Below are 17,739 nucleotides of genomic sequence, written 5' to 3' on the forward strand. Positions count from 1 at the left end.
TTAATATTTAAACAACCCCTAAAAAATCATCTTGTTGTTAAATAATTAAAGACATTTATATGAAGACAACTTTCCTTTTATTATTTCTCTTTGTCCTGTGTACTCAGACCAATGCATCTGCACAAAAAACTGTAGATTATTACATCCAACAAGCCATTAAACACAGTCCTTTAATTCATGAGAAACAAAACAGAGACACCATTAATCAACTAGAAATAAAACGATTAAAATCTGTTTATTTAAAACCTACAATAAGCGCAATTGCCAATGTATTTGTAGCTCCTGTTATTGAGAGTAACAACAACAAAACAAGACTGATATTAAACCCTAAAGACCCTATTAGATATAATGGTTACGACATGAGCGTATCTAACGGAGGACAATATCAGGCACTATTAAATATATCTCAACCTTTGTTTAACAAAAAGAATTATAATACAGTTGCAGAGCAAACATTCATTGCTTCTAAACTAAACACCTATGGAATTAAATTAAGTAAACATGATTTAGAAAAAACAGTAATAGACCAATACATATTATGCAACATAGATCAAAAACAAGTACATTCCACGCAAGAAATTGTAAACCTGCTAAACAAGCAAAAAGATATTTTAACAGAATTAACTCGTAGTGGAATTTATAAAAATTCTGATTTAACTTTATTAAAAATCACCCTTCAGACTTATCTGATTCAGCTTTCTAATTTCGAAGCTAATTATCATAAATATTTTTTTGATTTAAATATTCTTTGCGGAATTAATAGTAAAGAGATTGTCAACTTACAAAAAATCAGCCTTCATTTAAAAAAAGAAGAATCCTCTTCTCTTTTTATTCAAAAACACAAACTAGATAGTTTGGCTATCACCAATCAACAAAAACAATTTGAGTTAAAATACCTACCTCAAATCAGTTTGTATGCCAATACAGGACTCAACACTTCTTACAGCGCAACCATTCCTCACAGATTAGGAACTGGATTTGGTATTAGCCTTACTTACAATTTATGGGATGGACATCAAAAAAATATATCTCGTAGCAAAACAAAACTACTAACGGAATCTATTGCTTATTACAAAAGAAATTTTAAAAGCAATAATGATATTCGAAAATTAAAAATAAAAAAACAAGTAACCGCTTATACTGAACAAATATTAATTACAAATCAACAATTAGAAAACTACAACACTTTAATTAACAGCTATCAAAAAGAAATGATATCGGGACAACTTTCTATTGTAAATTTTATTACTGTCTTAAAAAACAAGGTTAATGCTCAACTAAACCTTGCTTTATTAAACTCACAAAAACAATTATTAATTAACGCTTACAATTATTGGAATTGGTAATATGAAAAAAAATATTTTTATCAGCATTCTAGGAATTTATATATTTTCTGCTTGTACTCACAACTCACAAACATCATCTACAAAAACACAAAGACCTAAAACTCCTGTAGAAGTTGTTTCTATTAACCATGGTATCATCAATCAAAACTTAGAGTTTTTTGGTTCTACTATATACTTAAAAAAGAATTTAGTTACCGCTCCTATTCCTTCTTTTATTACTAACGTACATGTTCTTTTAGGAGATAACGTTAAAAAAGGCGACATTCTTTACACACTAAGGTCTAAAGAAAGTAAAGCTTTAGGAGATGATATTTCTCTACAAAACAACTCCATTAAAAACTTTGGTATTATTCAAGTAAAAGCATCCGCTTCTGGAATTGTAAGTACTTTAGACAAACAACAATCGGGAGATTATGTGTTAGAAGGAGCTCAACTTTGCTCTATAATAGAAAATAACAATTTAGCTTTTCAAATAAACATACCGTTTGAATATGCTCACTTGGCAAAACTTAAAAGCATCTGTAAAATTACATTGTCCAATCACCAAGAATTTACAGCCACTTTTACCAAAAAATTAAATTCTATAAACACAACTACACAAACGCAAACCTTTTTAGCAAAAGCAACCAAAACCAAAATATTGCCAGAAGGATTATTTGTAAAATCAACTCTAATAAAAGAACAAGAAGAACAACATCAAATTTTACCCAAATCTTGTGTTTTAAGTGATGAAATGCTACACGACTTTTGGGTGATGAAAATAACAAATGATAGTACTGCTATAAAAATCCCTGTTGTTATTGGAAACAAAAACAAGGATTCTATTGAAATTTTAACACCTCAATTTAGCGATACCGATAAAATTATAAGCGTTGGTAATTACGGTTTGCCAGAAACAGCTTTTGTTAGTATTAACAACAAAAAGTAACATAATGAATGCTAATCCAAAAAATTATTTTACCGCGTTTAAAAAACCCATTTTATTTATTGGTTTACTGTTAACCATTGCAGGAATTTATGCGTATACACAAATGCAAACCAACCTTTTTCCAGAAGTTTTGTTTCCACGTATTACGCTTGTTGCAGATGTAGGTCAACAACCTATAGACCGCATGATGATTACCATTTCTAAACCTTTAGAAAGTGCCGTTAAAAAAGTAAAAGGAGTACAAGTAGTTAAAACAACTACCAGTAGAGGAAATGCCGTTATTGATGTTTTTTTTGATTGGGGAACTGATATCTATCAAGCCAAAACAAAAATAGAAGGTAGAATTAATGAAATTAAAAATTACTTACCTCCTAACGTAAACATTGCTATAGAGGCTATGAATCAATCTACGTTTCCTGTATACGGTTATACATTGGAAAGCAACAGTTATGGATTGGTTACTTTAAAAGATCAAGCAAATTTAATAGCTCGCCCTATCTTTTCTCAAGTAAACGGAATTTCTGTTGTAATTGTACGAGGTGGTAAAAATAAAGAATTTGCAATTATTCCCAACCCTACCAAAATGAGTACTTTGGGTATTACACCTAACACCATTATAAATGCTTTTAAAGACAATAACTATATTTTATCTAACGGAGTTGTTCAAGACTATAAACGTCTGTATTTATCACTTACCGAAACAAGATCCAATAGTGTTGAAGATTTAAAAAACATCATTCTTAAAAGCAACGGAAATCAATTTATAAAAGTAAAAGATGTTGCCCAAGTTGAACTTAAAGAACAACTAGAATTTATTATTGTAAATGCCAATGGTCACGATGCCGTTCTTTTAGATTTAATAAAACAACCAGGTATAAATCTTATTGATTTTGCTAAAGATTGCGAAATCAAAGCTCAAGAAATTCAGAAACAATTACCCAAAGGAGTTACTCTAAAACCTTACTACAATCAAGCTTCTTTTGTAGGAAACAGTATCCAAAGTGTCATTAAAACCATTTACGAAGGATTGTTTTTAGCCATTTTAGTAATGATTCTTTTCTTAAAATCTTGGAGAGCAAGTTTGGTTGTTACTTTAACCATTCCTATTACACTTGCCTTTTCTATTCTGGTTTTAAACATGGTAGATATCAGCATCAATATCATGTCGTTAGGAGCCATTGCTGCCTCTATTGGTTTAATTATAGATGATGCAATTGTAATCATTGAGCAAATTTACAGAAAACACGAAGATCACCCTGAATTAGACAAATTCTCCGTAGTAAAACACGCTATCAAAGAACTGTTTCCTGCAATGATTGGTTCCTCTTTAGCCACCATTGTTATTCATTTCCCTTTTGGATTGATGAGTGGTTTAGCTGGTAGTTTTTTCAAAGAATTATCAGACACTATGCAATTAACTATGGTCACTTCTTTTTTAGTCACCTGGTTATTACTACCTGTTTTTCATATTATTATTGGCTTTAAACAGTCTAAAAATAAAGTTCACATCTCCGAAGAAAAAAGATTACAGCAATTAAGCTGGTTGACCTGTTTTTTTAAAAAACCTATTTTCGCCATTATTCTTGTCTTTGGATTTGGTATTTCAGCTTGGTTTAGTTTTCAAAAACTAGAAACTGGTTTTTTACCTGATTTGGATGAAGGTGCCATTGTATTAGATTATTATATGCCTCCTGGAACGTCGTTAAAAGAAACAGATAGAGTATTAAAAGAGATTGAAAAAATTATCATTGCGCATCCTGAAGTAGAAACCTACAGCAGAAGAACAGGAATGGCCATGCATTTTGGAGGTGTACCACCAAATTATGGAGATTATTCCATTCAACTAAAACAACACCACACACAAACTACGGCAGACGTAATAACCGATTTAAGAAATGATATTTCGGCTAAATACCCTGTATTAAATATAGAGTTTGGACAACGTATTGCTGATTTATTGGGTGATTTAATGAGTACAGCTCAACCTATTGAAGTAAAGTTTTTTGGAGATAATTATGAAAACCTCCAACATATTTCACAAAAAGCGGAAGAAATTTTAAGCAATATACCAGGTATTGAAGACATTGATAATGGTTTACGTATGGCAGGTTCTTCTATCATTTTTAAACCTAGGCAAGAGTTATTGAGTCAATACAACATCTCTTTGTTAGATTTTCAAAATCAGTTGGCTATTTGTACCAACGGAGTTTCATTAGGAATCAATGCAAATCAACCCACACCTTCTCCTTCACAAGCCGCAATGACTTCTGGCCTACAAGTAGGAGAAATACAAGATGGAGAACAAATGAGAAGAACCATTATGAGATATGCTGATTTTGAATCTAACGATATTGAAAAAATAAAAAGACAACTTATTTTTTTACCTAATGGAACAACCAAAAGAGTAGATTTTTTCTGTGATATTGAAATAAATCCAGGCGAAACAGAACAACAAAGAGAAGATTTAAAATCAGTAGTAGTTTTAACAGCTCGTTTGGACAATCGTGATTTAGGAAGTGCTATTACCGAAATTCAAAACAAATTAAACACAACTTTAGCATTGCCCAAAGGATATAACATTGTATACGGAGGTGCTTATTCCGAACAACAAAAATCATTTAAAGAACTAATGCTTATTTTACTCACAGCATCACTATTGGTTTTTGGTGTTTTTATGTTCTTGTTTAAAGAATGGCTACTTTCTACTATTCTATTATTTACATCAATGATGGGAATTACAGGTTCAATTTTAGCATTGTATTTAACCAACACTCCTTTAAATGTAAGTAGCTATACTGGTATTATTATGATTGTTGGAATTCTAGCTGAAAATGCCATTTTTACCATTTCTCAATACCAAGCCAATATGAAAAAGAATAACAATATAGACTTGGCCATTAATTATGCCATCGCATTAAGAATTCGACCTAAATTAATGACCGCAATTGGAGCTATTTTAGCGTTAATGCCTTTGGCTTTAGGAATTGGTTTGGGTGCACAAATGCAACAACCTTTAGCCATTGCTGTTATTGGTGGATTTGTGGTTGGTTTGCCTATGCTGTTAATTGTACTGCCTAGTTTTATAAGGGTTTTGTATAAACGAAAAAAAGCTCTTTTATAATTATTTATGGAATAAGTGATAACATCACAAGGTGATTCGTAATTATACCCATTTATATTTGTTTGTATACACTTTTTACACAAGCCGGTAGCTTTTATCATCCTTCTTGTATTTGCTTTAGCAAACACTGCTATTGTATTAAGTGGTGATATTGGAGAAACTTTATCGCAAAACTACAGTATTGGTATTGCCTTAGGATTAATTATAGGAAAGCCATTGGGAATTTTTGCTATTACATTTTTAGCGGTATCCCTTAAACTTTGCAAACTCCCTAGTGATTTAAATTGGAAGTCTATTATTGGAGTAGGATTCTTAGGAGATATTGGTTTTACCATGTCTATTTTTATTACCCTACTTGCTTTTGATGATCAAGAAATTATCAACAAAGCAAAATTTGTAATTCTAATATCGTCTTTAATTGCTGGACTTATTGGTTTCATCAGCTTAAAATTAATACTAAAGAAAGAGTGTAAAGAATAAAAAAACACTGTACATAAAATTACTCAGCCTTAAAATCCCAGTTTACAAAAGATTAAAAATGAATACATTACTAAAACAAACCCAACTATTTCATCATTAAGAACCTATAACTACTTAATTGAAAATAATGTTTTTAGTCAACTTAGGATTAAGAACAGCCAAACAACAGTAATTCTATCCATAAAAAACTCATAATCAACAATTAGAAAAACACTTTCACCTATATTTATATTTAAATAAAAAATGTATCTTTGCCGTCCGATTCTCAGAGAGAGAATCCGCATAATAATCATTTACATAAATATTAGCATGTCATTATCAAAAGAAGCAAAAGCAGAGATTTTTGCAAAACACGGAAAGTCAGCAACTGACACAGGTTCTACAGAAGCACAAATTGCATTATTCACAAAAAGAATTGCAGACTTAACAGAACACTTAAAAGTAAACAGAAAAGATTACAACACTCAACGTTCATTAGTACGTTTGGTAGGTAAGCGTAGATCTTTATTAGACTACTTAACAAAAGTAGACATCTTACGTTACCGTGCAATTATCAAAGAATTAGGATTAAGAAAATAATTCACACTAAAGAGAGGCTTAACCGCCTCTTTTTTTTATTTTAGACACTTCACACTGAATCACATTCAGTTGGACACATAAAGAAGTCAGAATTTAATTTCTGAGTCCATTGTTAACAAAAAGACCCTACAACAACACAACATTTTTGTTCAACAAACATCGTTGAGAAACCTCAACACAAAAACATTATTTTATGATACCAAAGGTATTTAAAGAAGTTATCGATTTAGGAGACGGGAGAACCGTATCTATCGAAACAGGAAAATTAGCAAAACAAGCACATGGTAGTGTTGTCGTACAAATGGGTAAGGCAATGTTGTTATGTACTGTAGTATCTAACTACAAACAATCTGATGTAGACTTTTTGCCCTTAACAGTAGATTACCGTGAAAAGTTTGCTGCTGCAGGTAAATATCCAGGTGGTTTCTTTAAAAGAGAAGCTAGACCTAGTGATGACGAAGTTTTAACCATGCGTTTGATAGACCGTGTATTACGTCCTTTATTCCCTAAAGACTACCATGCAGAAACTCAAGTAATGGTACAATTGATGTCTCATGACCCTGAAGTAATGCCAGATGCATTGGCTGGATTAGGAGCTTCTGCTGCTATTCAGTTGTCTGACATCCCTTTTGAAACTCCAATTTCTGAAGCTCGTGTAGCTAGAGTAAACGGAGAATTTGTAATCAATCCAAGTCGTGCTCAATTGGCTGAATCTGATTTAGACATGATGATTGGAGCTTCTGCAGATTCAGTAATGATGGTAGAAGGTGAGATGGATGAAATTTCTGAAGAAGAAATGGCTGATGCAATCAAATTTGCTCATGAATCTATCAAATTACAATGTGCTGCTCAAGTTCGTTTGGCTGAAGCTTTTGGGAAAAAAGAAACTCGTGAATACGATCAAGCTGAAGAAAACGAAGAATTAGCTGCTAAAATCAAAGAATTAACATACGACAAATGTTATGCTATTGCTGCTAAAGGAACTTCTAAGGTAGAAAGAACAGATGCTTTTGCAGTTGTAAAAGAAGAAGTAAAAGCTGCTTTTACGGAGGAAGAATTAGCAGAATACGGAGACTTAGTTGGAAAATACTTTAACAAATCTCAAAAAGAAGCAGTTCGTGAATTAACACTAGCGGAAGGTTTACGTTTAGATGGTCGTAAGACTACTGAAATTAGACCAATCTGGGGAGAAGTAGATTATTTACCTTCTACTCACGGATCTTCTATTTTTACTCGTGGAGAAACTCAAGCATTGGCTACTGTAACTTTAGGAACTTCTAGAGATGCAAACATTATAGATTCTCCAACAAACGAAGGAGAAGAAAAATTTTATTTACATTACAACTTTCCTCCTTTCTGTACAGGAGAAGCAAGACCTTTAAGAGGTACTTCTCGTAGAGAAGTTGGACACGGTAACTTGGCACAACGTGCATTAAAAGGAATGATTCCTGATAGCTGCCCTTACACTGTAAGAGTTGTATCAGAAGTATTAGAATCTAACGGTTCTTCATCTATGGCAACAGTATGTGCTGGAACTATGGCTTTGATGGATGCAGGAGTTCAAATTACAAAACCAGTTTCGGGTATTGCAATGGGATTAATTTCTGATGGTGATCGTTATGCTGTATTGTCTGATATTTTAGGTGATGAAGATCATTTAGGAGATATGGACTTTAAAGTAACAGGTACTGCTGATGGTATTACTGCTTGTCAGATGGATATTAAAGTAAAGGGATTGTCTTACGAAATTTTAGTAAATGCTTTGAAACAAGCTCGTGAAGGACGTATGCATATCTTAGGAAAAATTACAGAAGTAATTTCTACTCCTAATGCAGATGTAAAATCTCACTCTCCTAAAATGATTACTAGAGTAATTCCTAACGATTACATTGGTGCTTTAATTGGACCTGGAGGGAAAAACATTCAAGAATTACAAAAAGTTACAGGATGTACTATCGTGATTAACGAAGACCCTGTTACTACAGAAGGAATTGTTGAAATTTTAGGTACCGGACAAGAAGGTATTGATAAAGTTTTAGCAAGTATTGAATCTATGTTATTTAAACCAGAAGTAGGAAAAGCTTACAAGGTTAAAGTAATTAAGATGTTAGACTTTGGAGCTGTTGTAGAATATTTAGATGCACCAGGAAACGAAGTTTTATTACACGTAAGTGAATTAGCTTGGGAACGCACAGAAAACGTTACTGATGTAGTAAATATGGGAGACGAATTTGAAGTAAAATACTTTGGAAAAGACCCTAAAACTCGTAAAGAGAAAGTTTCTAGAAAAGCTTTGTTAGAAAAACCAGAAGGTTTTAAACCAAGACCACCAAGAGAGAATAATGATCGTGGTGGACGTGATAACAGAGGTAGAGACAATCGTAGAGACGATAGAAAACCTAGAGAAGAGAAAAAAACTGAATAGTTTTTAACTTTTACATATATAGAATCCCTTTCAATTAATTTTGAAAGGGATTTTTATTTTGAATAGCATTCCGGTTATAACTACCAAAATTTTTGATTTGTTTAACTTTAATCCCAAAACAATAAAAATCATAAATAAATAATGATAGCATATTACCAAGCAAAAAAAGAAAAACATCAAGAAACATTACAAAGAACTCAACAACAATTAAATTGGTTAAGTGGTATTCGTTTTCTTGTTTTTGTCACCACTTTTTTTGTTATCTATTTATTTTGGGGTCATCAAAATATAATGATAGCTTCTTCTATACTTGGAATAATTGTATTTATTTTTTTACTAAACAAATATCTTAAACTAACTCACCAAAAAAAACGTTTACAAAAATTAGTTCTCATCAACAGCACAGAAATAGCATATCTAGAAAGGAATTACTCAACTTTTGATACTGGAGAAGAGTTTATAAATGCTAAACACTTTTTTAGTTATGATATTGATTTGTTTGGGCAAGGCTCTTTTTTTCATTTTATCAATAGAACAGCAACCAAACAAGGTAAATTTATTTTATCAACCTTACTAACCAACAATAACATTGATAATGTTACACAAAAGCAAGAAACTATTAAAGAACTTTCTCAAAAATCAGATTGGAGACAACTTTTTTCAGCAACAGCTAGCCTTATAGAAATTACTACTCCTGTTGATTCCATCTTAAAATGGATTGAAGAACACAAACCTTTATTCTCTAAAAAAAACTTGCTGCTTACTAATATTTTTTCGTCAATTTCTGTGATACTAATAATTGTTGTTTCTTTTGATTTTTTAGAGTTTTCTTATTTAATTACTTGGTTTTTTATAGGAGTGCTTATCTCTGGATTCTATTTTAAAAAAGTAAATATTATTCATCAACATGCTTCACAAACAACAGCTACTTTTCAACAATATTATAAAATTTTAGAATTGATAGAAAACGAACAGTTCTCTACGGATGAATTATTAAAAAAACAAAAGAAATTATCTTCTGAAAATCAAAAAGCATCAGATGTTTTTAAAGCATTTTCCAAAATATTAGATGCTTTAGATCAACGCAATAATATCTTATTAGCTATTATAAGAAATGGTTTGTTTCTATCAGATCTAAAACAAGCAAGTAAAATTGAAATTTGGATTCTTCAACATAAAAACATCACCAAAGAATGGTTTGATATCATTGCTTTTTTTGATGCACAAAACAGCCTAGCCAATTTCAAATTCAATCATTCAGAATTTGTTTTTCCTAAAATTTTAACTGAAGAAAATATGATTAAAACTAAAGATTTAGGACATCCGTTAATTCATGCTGAAAAGAGAATTACAAACAATTACACCATAGATGCACAATCTTTTTTTATCATTACAGGATCTAACATGGCAGGAAAAAGTACTTTTTTAAGAACAGTCGCTTTAAACATTGTAATGGCCAACATAGGTTTGCCTGTTTGTGCTAGTTCCATGGCATACAAACCTATTAAACTGATTACAAGCATGAGAACTTCTGATTCTTTAACCGACAACACCTCTTACTTTTTTGCAGAGATTAAACGATTAAAATTTATCATCAACACCATTAAAGATGAACCCTACTTTATTCTTCTAGACGAGATTTTAAAAGGAACCAACAGTGTTGACAAAGCCAATGGTTCACAAAAATTTGTTGAGAAATTAATTGCATCTAAAGCAACAGGTATAATCGCTACTCATGATTTAAGTTTATGTAGCATTGCAGATACCCATTCCGAAATCAGAAATTATTATTTTGATTCTGAAATCACCAAGAACGAATTGGTTTTTGATTACAAATTAAAAAAAGGTATTTGTAAAAACATGAACGCTTCTTTTCTACTAAAGAAAATGGAGATCATTTAGAGAGTTTTATAATTAAAATAAAAAAACACAGAAACATCCAAACAACTGATCAATTTTAATTTTTCTACCTAAAAAAAAAAAGCACTTCATTTATGAAGTGCTTTTTTTATATATACAATTTGATGTCTATAATTATTTTGTCTTGTTTAACCAAACTCCCATATTTACTTCAGCATCAATAATTGATTTTAAATCTGAAATAGCCACACGTTTTTGTTCCATGGTATCTCTATGACGAATAGTAACCATATTATCGTCTTTAGTTTCGTAATCTACAGCAATACAAAAAGGAGTTCCGTTTGCATCTTGACGACGGTAACGACGACCAATAGCATCTTTTTCATCGTAAGCAATATTAAAATCGAACTTTAATGCATCAAAAATTTCTTTTGCAATTTCTGGCAATCCATCTTTTTTAACCAATGGTAAAATAGCTGCTTTATATGGAGCTACTACTGATGGTAATTTTAATACGGTTCTAGAACTTCCATCTTCTAATTCTTCTTCTTGCAAAGAGTTAGAAAAAACAGCCAGGAACAATCTATCCAAACCAACAGACGTTTCTACTACATAAGGAGTATAATTTTCGTTGATTTCATTATCAAAATACTGGATTTTCTTACCTGAATGTTCTTGATGAGCTTTTAAATCAAAATCTGTACGAGAATGAATTCCTTCCAATTCTTTAAACCCAAAAGGGAATTTAAATTCAATATCCGCAGCAGCATCTGCATAATGAGCTAATTTATCATGATCGTGGAAACGGTAATTATCCATTCCTAACCCTAAAGATAAATGCCATTTTAAACGAGATTCTTTCCAAGTCTCGTACCATTCTTTTTGTGTACCAGGACGCACAAAGAATTGCATTTCCATTTGTTCAAATTCACGCTGACGGAAAATAAACTGACGAGCTACAATCTCATTACGGAACGCTTTACCTGTCTGTGCAATTCCAAAAGGAATTTTCATTCTTCCTGTTTTCTGAACATTCAAGAAATTCACAAAAATACCTTGTGCCGTTTCAGGACGTAAATATAAGTCGGTTGAATGTTCTGCAGAAGCTCCTATTTTGGTTCCAAACATCAAGTTGAATTGTTTTACTTCTGTCCAATTTTTAGAACCTGACAGAGGACAAGCAATTCCTAATTCTTCAATTAATGCTTTTACATCATCCAAATCTTCTTTTTCCAGAGATTTACCCATTCTAGATAAAATAGCAGCACCTTTTGCTTTGTAATCTAAAACTCTAGGGTTGGTTTCTAAAAACTGTGCTTTATCAAAAGATTCTCCAAAACGTTTTGCTGCTTTGGTAACTTCTTTTTCTATTTTATCATCGTATTTAGCAACGTAATCTTCAATTAACACGTCTGCTCTATATCTTTTCTTAGAATCTTTATTATCTATCAACGGATCGTTAAAAGCATCTACGTGGCCAGAAGCTTTCCAAGTAGTTGGGTGCATAAAAATTGCTGCATCCAAACCTACAATGTTATCATGCATTTGCACCATTGCTTTCCACCAGTACTCACGTAAGTTTTTCTTTAACTCCACCCCGTTTTGTGCATAATCATACACCGCACTTAATCCATCATATATTTCACTAGATTGAAATACGTATCCGTATTCTTTTGCGTGAGATATTACCTTTTTAAATTGATCTTCTTGTTTCGCCATTGCGCAAAAATATAAAAGCTTTTTATAATATATTCAGTCTGTAATAAAAACTGCAAATTTAATTTAAAAAACGCCTAAAAAACTATTTTTTAATTCAAAAGACTCATTCGCTAACAAGCCATCTAAGCTATAGAACTCTAATGTATAAGTTCCTTTTTCCAAAGGCACGTCAGACAAAGAAATAACATCACTTACAGGCATGGTTTCTCCATTTAAAATTAAACGAGTTCCATCAGTAAATTTTGTCAACACTCCCTCATACAAGAAATCTCCGTTAGAAGCCAATATCAAACCCTCTTGATTTTTCAACACGTAAAAAATATCACACTCTACGTTTTTCAATGCTTTGTTGTTTAAGACATTGTATTTTACTTGTAGTCCGTTTACTTTTTTATATTTTTCAGTTTGTTTTATTTCTCCTGATTCTTTTTGTTGAATAGCAAATACTTCAACCTTTGCAATCTGTACTTTAGTTGCCTCTGACAATTTAAAAGACAATTCTTTGCTTTGTAGTTTTTCTGAATTCAATTCAGATTTGGTAACAGCAATCGTCACCATCAAACTATCATTTAACGTTTTTATAGAGTCTAAACTTCTAAACAACATTCTATTTCCTGATCTTACTTCTTGCAGCGCATTTTTCACCTCTTGTAAAGATTTAAAACTTGTTTCTTCAGAATTTGTCAATTGCTTTTTCAGCCCTTCAACATCTTCTTTAGATTTTCTAAGCTGAGCTCTAATCACTAACAATCTATCATTTGCCTCCATAAAATCTTTGGTAATGGCAATATTTTGTTGTTGACTAACATTTAAATCTTCAATAGTTAACTCTAGTTCAGTATTCAACATTTCTTTTTCGTGTTGAATTTCTTGCTTATAGGTGTTGTTTTCTATGTTAACTTTAGAAACATAAAAAATCAACCCTATGATAGACAGCAATAAAAGCCCTATCAAAATGTTTTTCAGGTTCTTCATAATTTGATTTTTATATTGGGATGGAATTCAATCTAAAAATATTGTTTATTTTTAAAATAAAAGCTATGAATTTACTGAAAGATGTTAAGTTATTGTTTTTACCTAATAGATGTCTCCATTGCAAAACTATTATTAATGAAAACGTCTCTTTTTTGTGTTTAGACTGTAGTTTAAAGTTAGAATACGCACATTACACTCAGACCGATGACAATCCCATCAAAAAAATATTTTGGGGAAGGATAAATCTTATCAACGCAACTACTTTATATATTTATCAAAAAAATTCTCCAATACAATCTCTGTTAAAAGAATTGAAATACAAAGGCCTAACATCTTTTGGAACCTACGCAGCTAAAGCCATTATCTCAGAGATAGATCAATCTCCTTTTTTCAACACCATTGACTATGTAATTCCCATTCCTCTACATCCCAAAAAAGAACGCAAAAGAGGCTACAATCAAGTAGAGTTGTTTGGCACAACACTTGCAAATTATTTTCAAGTTCCGTTTGTAAAAAATGCCCTCATCAAAACGGATAACAACCAATCGCAAACAAAGCAAAACAAAGATGAACGATACAAAAGCGTTAAAAACTCATTTCTTGCCAATAAAAAACACGACTTTCATCAAAAACATATTTTACTTGTAGACGATGTTTTAACTACCGGTGCCACACTTATTTCTTGTTGCAAAGCCTTACAAAAAGAACACACTATAAAAATCTCTATTATTACTATTGCTTACGCGATTTAATTATCATAAAAAATCAGTTTCTTTGTACCAGATATGATGAAAAAAACAGCCGCATTTATTTTATTGATACTCGTAACAAAACTAACGAGTTGTGCAAGAGTTGGAAGTCCTGACGGAGGTCCCAAAGACAGTATTCCTCCCGTTATGGCCTTTGCCAAACCAATGAACAAAACGACATCTTTCAAAGAGAAAAAAATTACCATTCTTTTTGATGAATACATACGTTTTGAAAAATTAACAACACAGCTGATTATCTCTCCTCCTATGGAGAAAAAGCCTCAAATAAGACCTACTACTGAAGTTTCTAAGAAAATTACTATTGAGTTTTTAGAAGAATTGATGCCAAATACTACATATACAATCAATTTTGGAAACAGCATTGTAGACAACAATGAAGGAAATGAGTTGGGTAGATTTTCTTACGTATTTAGCACAGGTCCTGAATTAGATTCTTTAAGCGTTGCAGGAAATATTTTTGATCCTTTGGATGAAAAAGAATTGGAAAGTATTAGCGTAATGGCCTATAAAAATGCTAATGACACTTTGGTTGGGCACTACACACCAAATTACTTAACCAATACGCTAAAAGCAATTGATTATAGCTTGGAGAATTTAGCTGAAGCAACCTACAAAGTAATTGCCCTTGAAGATTTAAATAGCAATTACAAATATGATAAGGGCTTGGAAAGAATTGGTTTTTTAAACGAATCTATTGACTTAAAAAAACCAATTGATTCTATAGATTTTACGATTTTTTTAGAAGACAAAGACCCTAAAATTTTTAGACCTACACAAACCAAAGGAAATCAAATTATTTTTGGGTTTAACGGAAAAAAAGAACCTTTATTAACAGTAGAAGGGCTAAATAAAAACGATTATTACATCAGTAAAGAAGCAGACAAAGATTCACTGTACTTCTGGTTTAAAGAAATTCCCGCAGATACGTTACGTTTGACTTTGGAATTAGACACTCTAAAACAAGAATTTGCTCTAAAGCCTAGAACTTTAGAAAAGGATTCTATTAAGATTTCTAGCAAAATAAACTCAACATTGCACCCAAGAGATACGCTGACCTTATACACAAACATACCTGTAGACTACATTAACAACGACAGTATTGTAATGTTAGAAAAAGATTCTATACCCATTCCTTTCAACATTATTTCGGACAAAAGAAATCATCGTTTGATGGTTAATTTTGAGAGACAAATTAAAACCAACTATTCTTTAATTTTAAAAGAACATGCTTTTACAGATTTCTTAAATTTCAACAGTCACGCTAAGAAAATTTCTTTCAACACCTTGGATCCTGAAGAATATGGAGAAATAATCTTAGCCATTTCCAACCCAAACAACATCAATCTTATTGTAGAATTGATAGAAACTACTAAGAAAGAAAAAATTACCAAGATCATTAAAGGTTCAGACAAAATACACTTTAAAGATTTGGTAGCCAACAAATACCAAATCCGAATTATTAAAGACGAGAACAACAACAACATCTATGACAATGGTGACTTTGAAAAACGCAGACAACCTGAAAAAGTCATCAACTTTAATAAAATTATTACATTAAGAGCCAACTCAGAAATTAACGAAAATATTACCGTTGAATAAAAAAGGAGAATCACTATGATTCTCCTTTTTTATTTTGTTTGTGTCAGTTTACACCTTACACCAATTTTCTCAATGCTAGAATAGCTCCTAAGTGAATTCCTTCATGAAAATTATTGAAATCAATCGCTTTTTCCACGCTATCTAACACAACTCCAACACTTGTTTCGTATTCATTGTAAGAAACAAAAACTCCTTTTCCATAGTCCTCCTCTGTAGAATTTGGCAACTCTAAAAACAGTTTTTTAATTAAATCCCACTCACGCTCTTCTATAACCTGTTCTTTTGGATCTGTTCCCTTTCTATATTTAGAAATCATTTCTTCAGACACTCCATTTTCTAATCCAGAAAACTTGTAACACAACAATTGCTGAGTTACTACCAAATGACCAACATTCCACCCTATATTGTTGTTAAATCCTTCTGGAATCTGATTGATCTGCTCTAAAGAAAAGTTTTCAATCAATCTTAAAATCAATGCTCTTCCTTTTTTTAATATATCAATTTGTTTTTCAATTGCCATCTGTTCGTTTTTTATATTTTTGGTCTTGTAAAGATAGAAAGACATTATACTATGAAAAAAATTTATCATTTAAAAACTTGTGACACTTGCAAACGAATTTTGGCTCAATTAAACCTTGATGGATTTGACATACAAGAAATAAAAAGCAGTCCTGTTACAGAAAATCAACTAGAAGAAATGTATGCTTTTACTCAATCTTACGAAGCTTTGTTTAACAAAAGAGCTAGACTATACAAAGAGCAGGGATTGAAAGATAAAAACTTAAAAGAAGAAGACTACAAACAATTTATTTTATCTGAATACACCTTTTTAAAAAGACCCGTAGCCATTGTTGACAATGAAATTTTTGTTGGAAATAGCAAAAAAACAGTAGTAAATTTGATTGCCAAAACTGCATAAAAAACCGAGACAATTGTCTCGGTTTTTTCTATTTACTTTTCAACTTCCACGTTCTTACCCAATCTACTCTCATCGTATTGATTGAATCGTCCAACAATTCTTCCTTTTCGGGCAAACCTCCAACCCACGGAGAATCTTGCGTCCATAAATCCCAAATTAAAAATTGTTCCAAAGTAAAGGGTTGTGTTGTTGTGATATTACCAGATGGTTCACCATCCAAATAAAATTGAACATTGTAAGCGTCTTTCCACCAAGCACCTACCACATGATAAGCTTCATTCCATTTTACTCCTTTTAAAGTATTTCCTTCCGATAAATTTTTATTACTAGAATTTCCTTTAGCTCTTTCTGTTTCTCCATTTTTCACAATAAAGTATTGTGAATTCATTTGCCACGGGTATTCATCTAACGCAAAACTAGTAGTTGGAGACAACGTTGGTTTAGAGTTGTTTTCTATAATATCAATTTCATCTCTATTATTACTATCTCCGTTATTTAGCCAAAAAGTGTTGAATGCAGAAATATGTGCTGTTTTAATGCTGCACTCTGTATACATCGGGAATTTTATTTTTGCTTTAGAACGTATTCTAGAAGTTTTAAACCACTGCTCTTCACTTGAATCATCCAACGTAGCTTTGATCCATAAATTACCATCAGCAACACCTGAATTGGTGTTTACCATATTTACAGGTGTCCCCCCGTAATTCCAATTTGTTTTTTGCCACTTGGCATCGTTCCAAGTATCAAATTCATCAGACAATTCTACTACCTTTTCCCAAACCATTCCCTCTGGAGTTGTATCTTCAAAAGACACGAACGTAGGAAGATTTGAATCCGCTTGAGTTACATCAATTACTTTTACTTCTTCTACTGTTTCTTTTTCTATAGGATCATCTTCTGTAATTGGAGGATCAAAATTTGCAGAATCACTTCCACAACTTCCTATTACCACAAACAAAGAAAACAACATCACCGATCCTTTTTTCAACACATTAACTCTAGCCATAATTCTCTAATT

General features: G+C 31.7%; 13 protein-coding genes and 1 pseudogene. 10 read left to right on the top strand and 4 right to left on the bottom strand.

Going from position 1 to position 17,739, the window contains the following annotated elements:
* Positions 1-59: 59 nt before the first annotated feature.
* The 7 genes and pseudogenes from Q4548_RS01190 to Q4548_RS01220 all read left to right on the top strand — a co-directional run bounded on the left by Q4548_RS01190 (position 60) and on the right by Q4548_RS01220 (position 10,781).
* The gene (locus Q4548_RS01190; RefSeq protein ID WP_303450455.1) at positions 60-1,346 is read left to right on the top strand and encodes a TolC family protein; all 1,287 of its coding nucleotides are present in this window, start codon (positions 60-62) and stop codon (positions 1,344-1,346) included.
* 1 nt (position 1,347) lies between these two features.
* Positions 1,348-2,274, top strand: coding sequence for a biotin/lipoyl-binding protein (locus Q4548_RS01195; protein ID WP_303450458.1), 927 nt, complete (start codon positions 1,348-1,350; stop codon positions 2,272-2,274).
* A 4-nt stretch (positions 2,275-2,278) separates the two neighbouring features.
* A complete protein-coding gene (locus Q4548_RS01200; protein ID WP_303450460.1) occupies positions 2,279-5,395 on the top strand; it encodes an efflux RND transporter permease subunit in 3,117 nt (1,038 codons plus the stop codon).
* 69 nt (positions 5,396-5,464) lie between these two features.
* Positions 5,465-5,875: pseudogene (locus tag Q4548_RS01205) on the top strand (Na+/H+ antiporter NhaA); the annotation flags it as partial.
* A gap of 309 nt (positions 5,876-6,184) precedes the next feature.
* The gene (rpsO, locus tag Q4548_RS01210) at positions 6,185-6,454 is read left to right on the top strand and encodes a 30S ribosomal protein S15 (protein ID WP_303450463.1); all 270 of its coding nucleotides are present in this window, start codon (positions 6,185-6,187) and stop codon (positions 6,452-6,454) included.
* A 193-nt stretch (positions 6,455-6,647) separates the two neighbouring features.
* Entirely contained in the window at positions 6,648-8,879 is a 2,232-nt protein-coding gene (locus Q4548_RS01215) for a polyribonucleotide nucleotidyltransferase (RefSeq protein ID WP_303450466.1), read from the top strand.
* Between the two features lie 141 nt (positions 8,880-9,020).
* Positions 9,021-10,781 carry a MutS-related protein gene (locus Q4548_RS01220; protein ID WP_303450468.1) on the top strand — a complete coding sequence of 587 codons (1,761 nt, stop codon included), beginning with the start codon at positions 9,021-9,023 and terminating at the stop codon, positions 10,779-10,781.
* Positions 10,782-10,913: 132 nt separating this feature from the next.
* Here Q4548_RS01220 and Q4548_RS01225 read toward each other — a convergent pair whose 3' ends face one another.
* On the bottom strand, positions 10,914-12,458 hold the full coding sequence (locus Q4548_RS01225; RefSeq protein ID WP_303450471.1) for a glycine--tRNA ligase: 1,545 nt from the start codon (positions 12,456-12,458) through the stop codon (positions 10,914-10,916).
* A gap of 63 nt (positions 12,459-12,521) precedes the next feature.
* Complete coding sequence (locus Q4548_RS01230) at positions 12,522-13,433, bottom strand: hypothetical protein (protein WP_303450474.1); 912 nt, start codon at positions 13,431-13,433, stop codon at positions 12,522-12,524.
* 65 nt (positions 13,434-13,498) lie between these two features.
* Here Q4548_RS01230 and Q4548_RS01235 point away from each other — a divergent pair, with 65 nt between their 5' ends.
* Positions 13,499-14,185, top strand: coding sequence for a ComF family protein (locus Q4548_RS01235; protein ID WP_303450475.1), 687 nt, complete (start codon positions 13,499-13,501; stop codon positions 14,183-14,185).
* Between the two features lie 33 nt (positions 14,186-14,218).
* Positions 14,219-15,802: an Ig-like domain-containing protein gene (locus tag Q4548_RS01240; RefSeq protein WP_303450477.1), complete on the top strand. Its 1,584-nt coding sequence runs from the start codon at positions 14,219-14,221 to the stop codon at positions 15,800-15,802.
* 55 nt (positions 15,803-15,857) lie between these two features.
* Here Q4548_RS01240 and Q4548_RS01245 read toward each other — a convergent pair whose 3' ends face one another.
* Positions 15,858-16,322: a DinB family protein gene (locus tag Q4548_RS01245; protein ID WP_303450479.1), complete on the bottom strand. Its 465-nt coding sequence runs from the start codon at positions 16,320-16,322 to the stop codon at positions 15,858-15,860.
* A 51-nt stretch (positions 16,323-16,373) separates the two neighbouring features.
* Between Q4548_RS01245 and Q4548_RS01250 the strand changes: the two genes are divergently transcribed.
* Complete coding sequence (locus Q4548_RS01250; RefSeq protein ID WP_303450481.1) at positions 16,374-16,721, top strand: arsenate reductase family protein; 348 nt, start codon at positions 16,374-16,376, stop codon at positions 16,719-16,721.
* Between the two features lie 28 nt (positions 16,722-16,749).
* Here Q4548_RS01250 and Q4548_RS01255 read toward each other — a convergent pair whose 3' ends face one another.
* Positions 16,750-17,727: a family 16 glycosylhydrolase gene (locus Q4548_RS01255; RefSeq protein ID WP_303450484.1), complete on the bottom strand. Its 978-nt coding sequence runs from the start codon at positions 17,725-17,727 to the stop codon at positions 16,750-16,752.
* Between the last annotated feature and the right edge of the window lie 12 nt (positions 17,728-17,739).

The organism is Wenyingzhuangia sp. 2_MG-2023 (assembly GCF_030548295.1).
Lineage (GTDB): Bacteria > Bacteroidota > Bacteroidia > Flavobacteriales > Flavobacteriaceae > Wenyingzhuangia.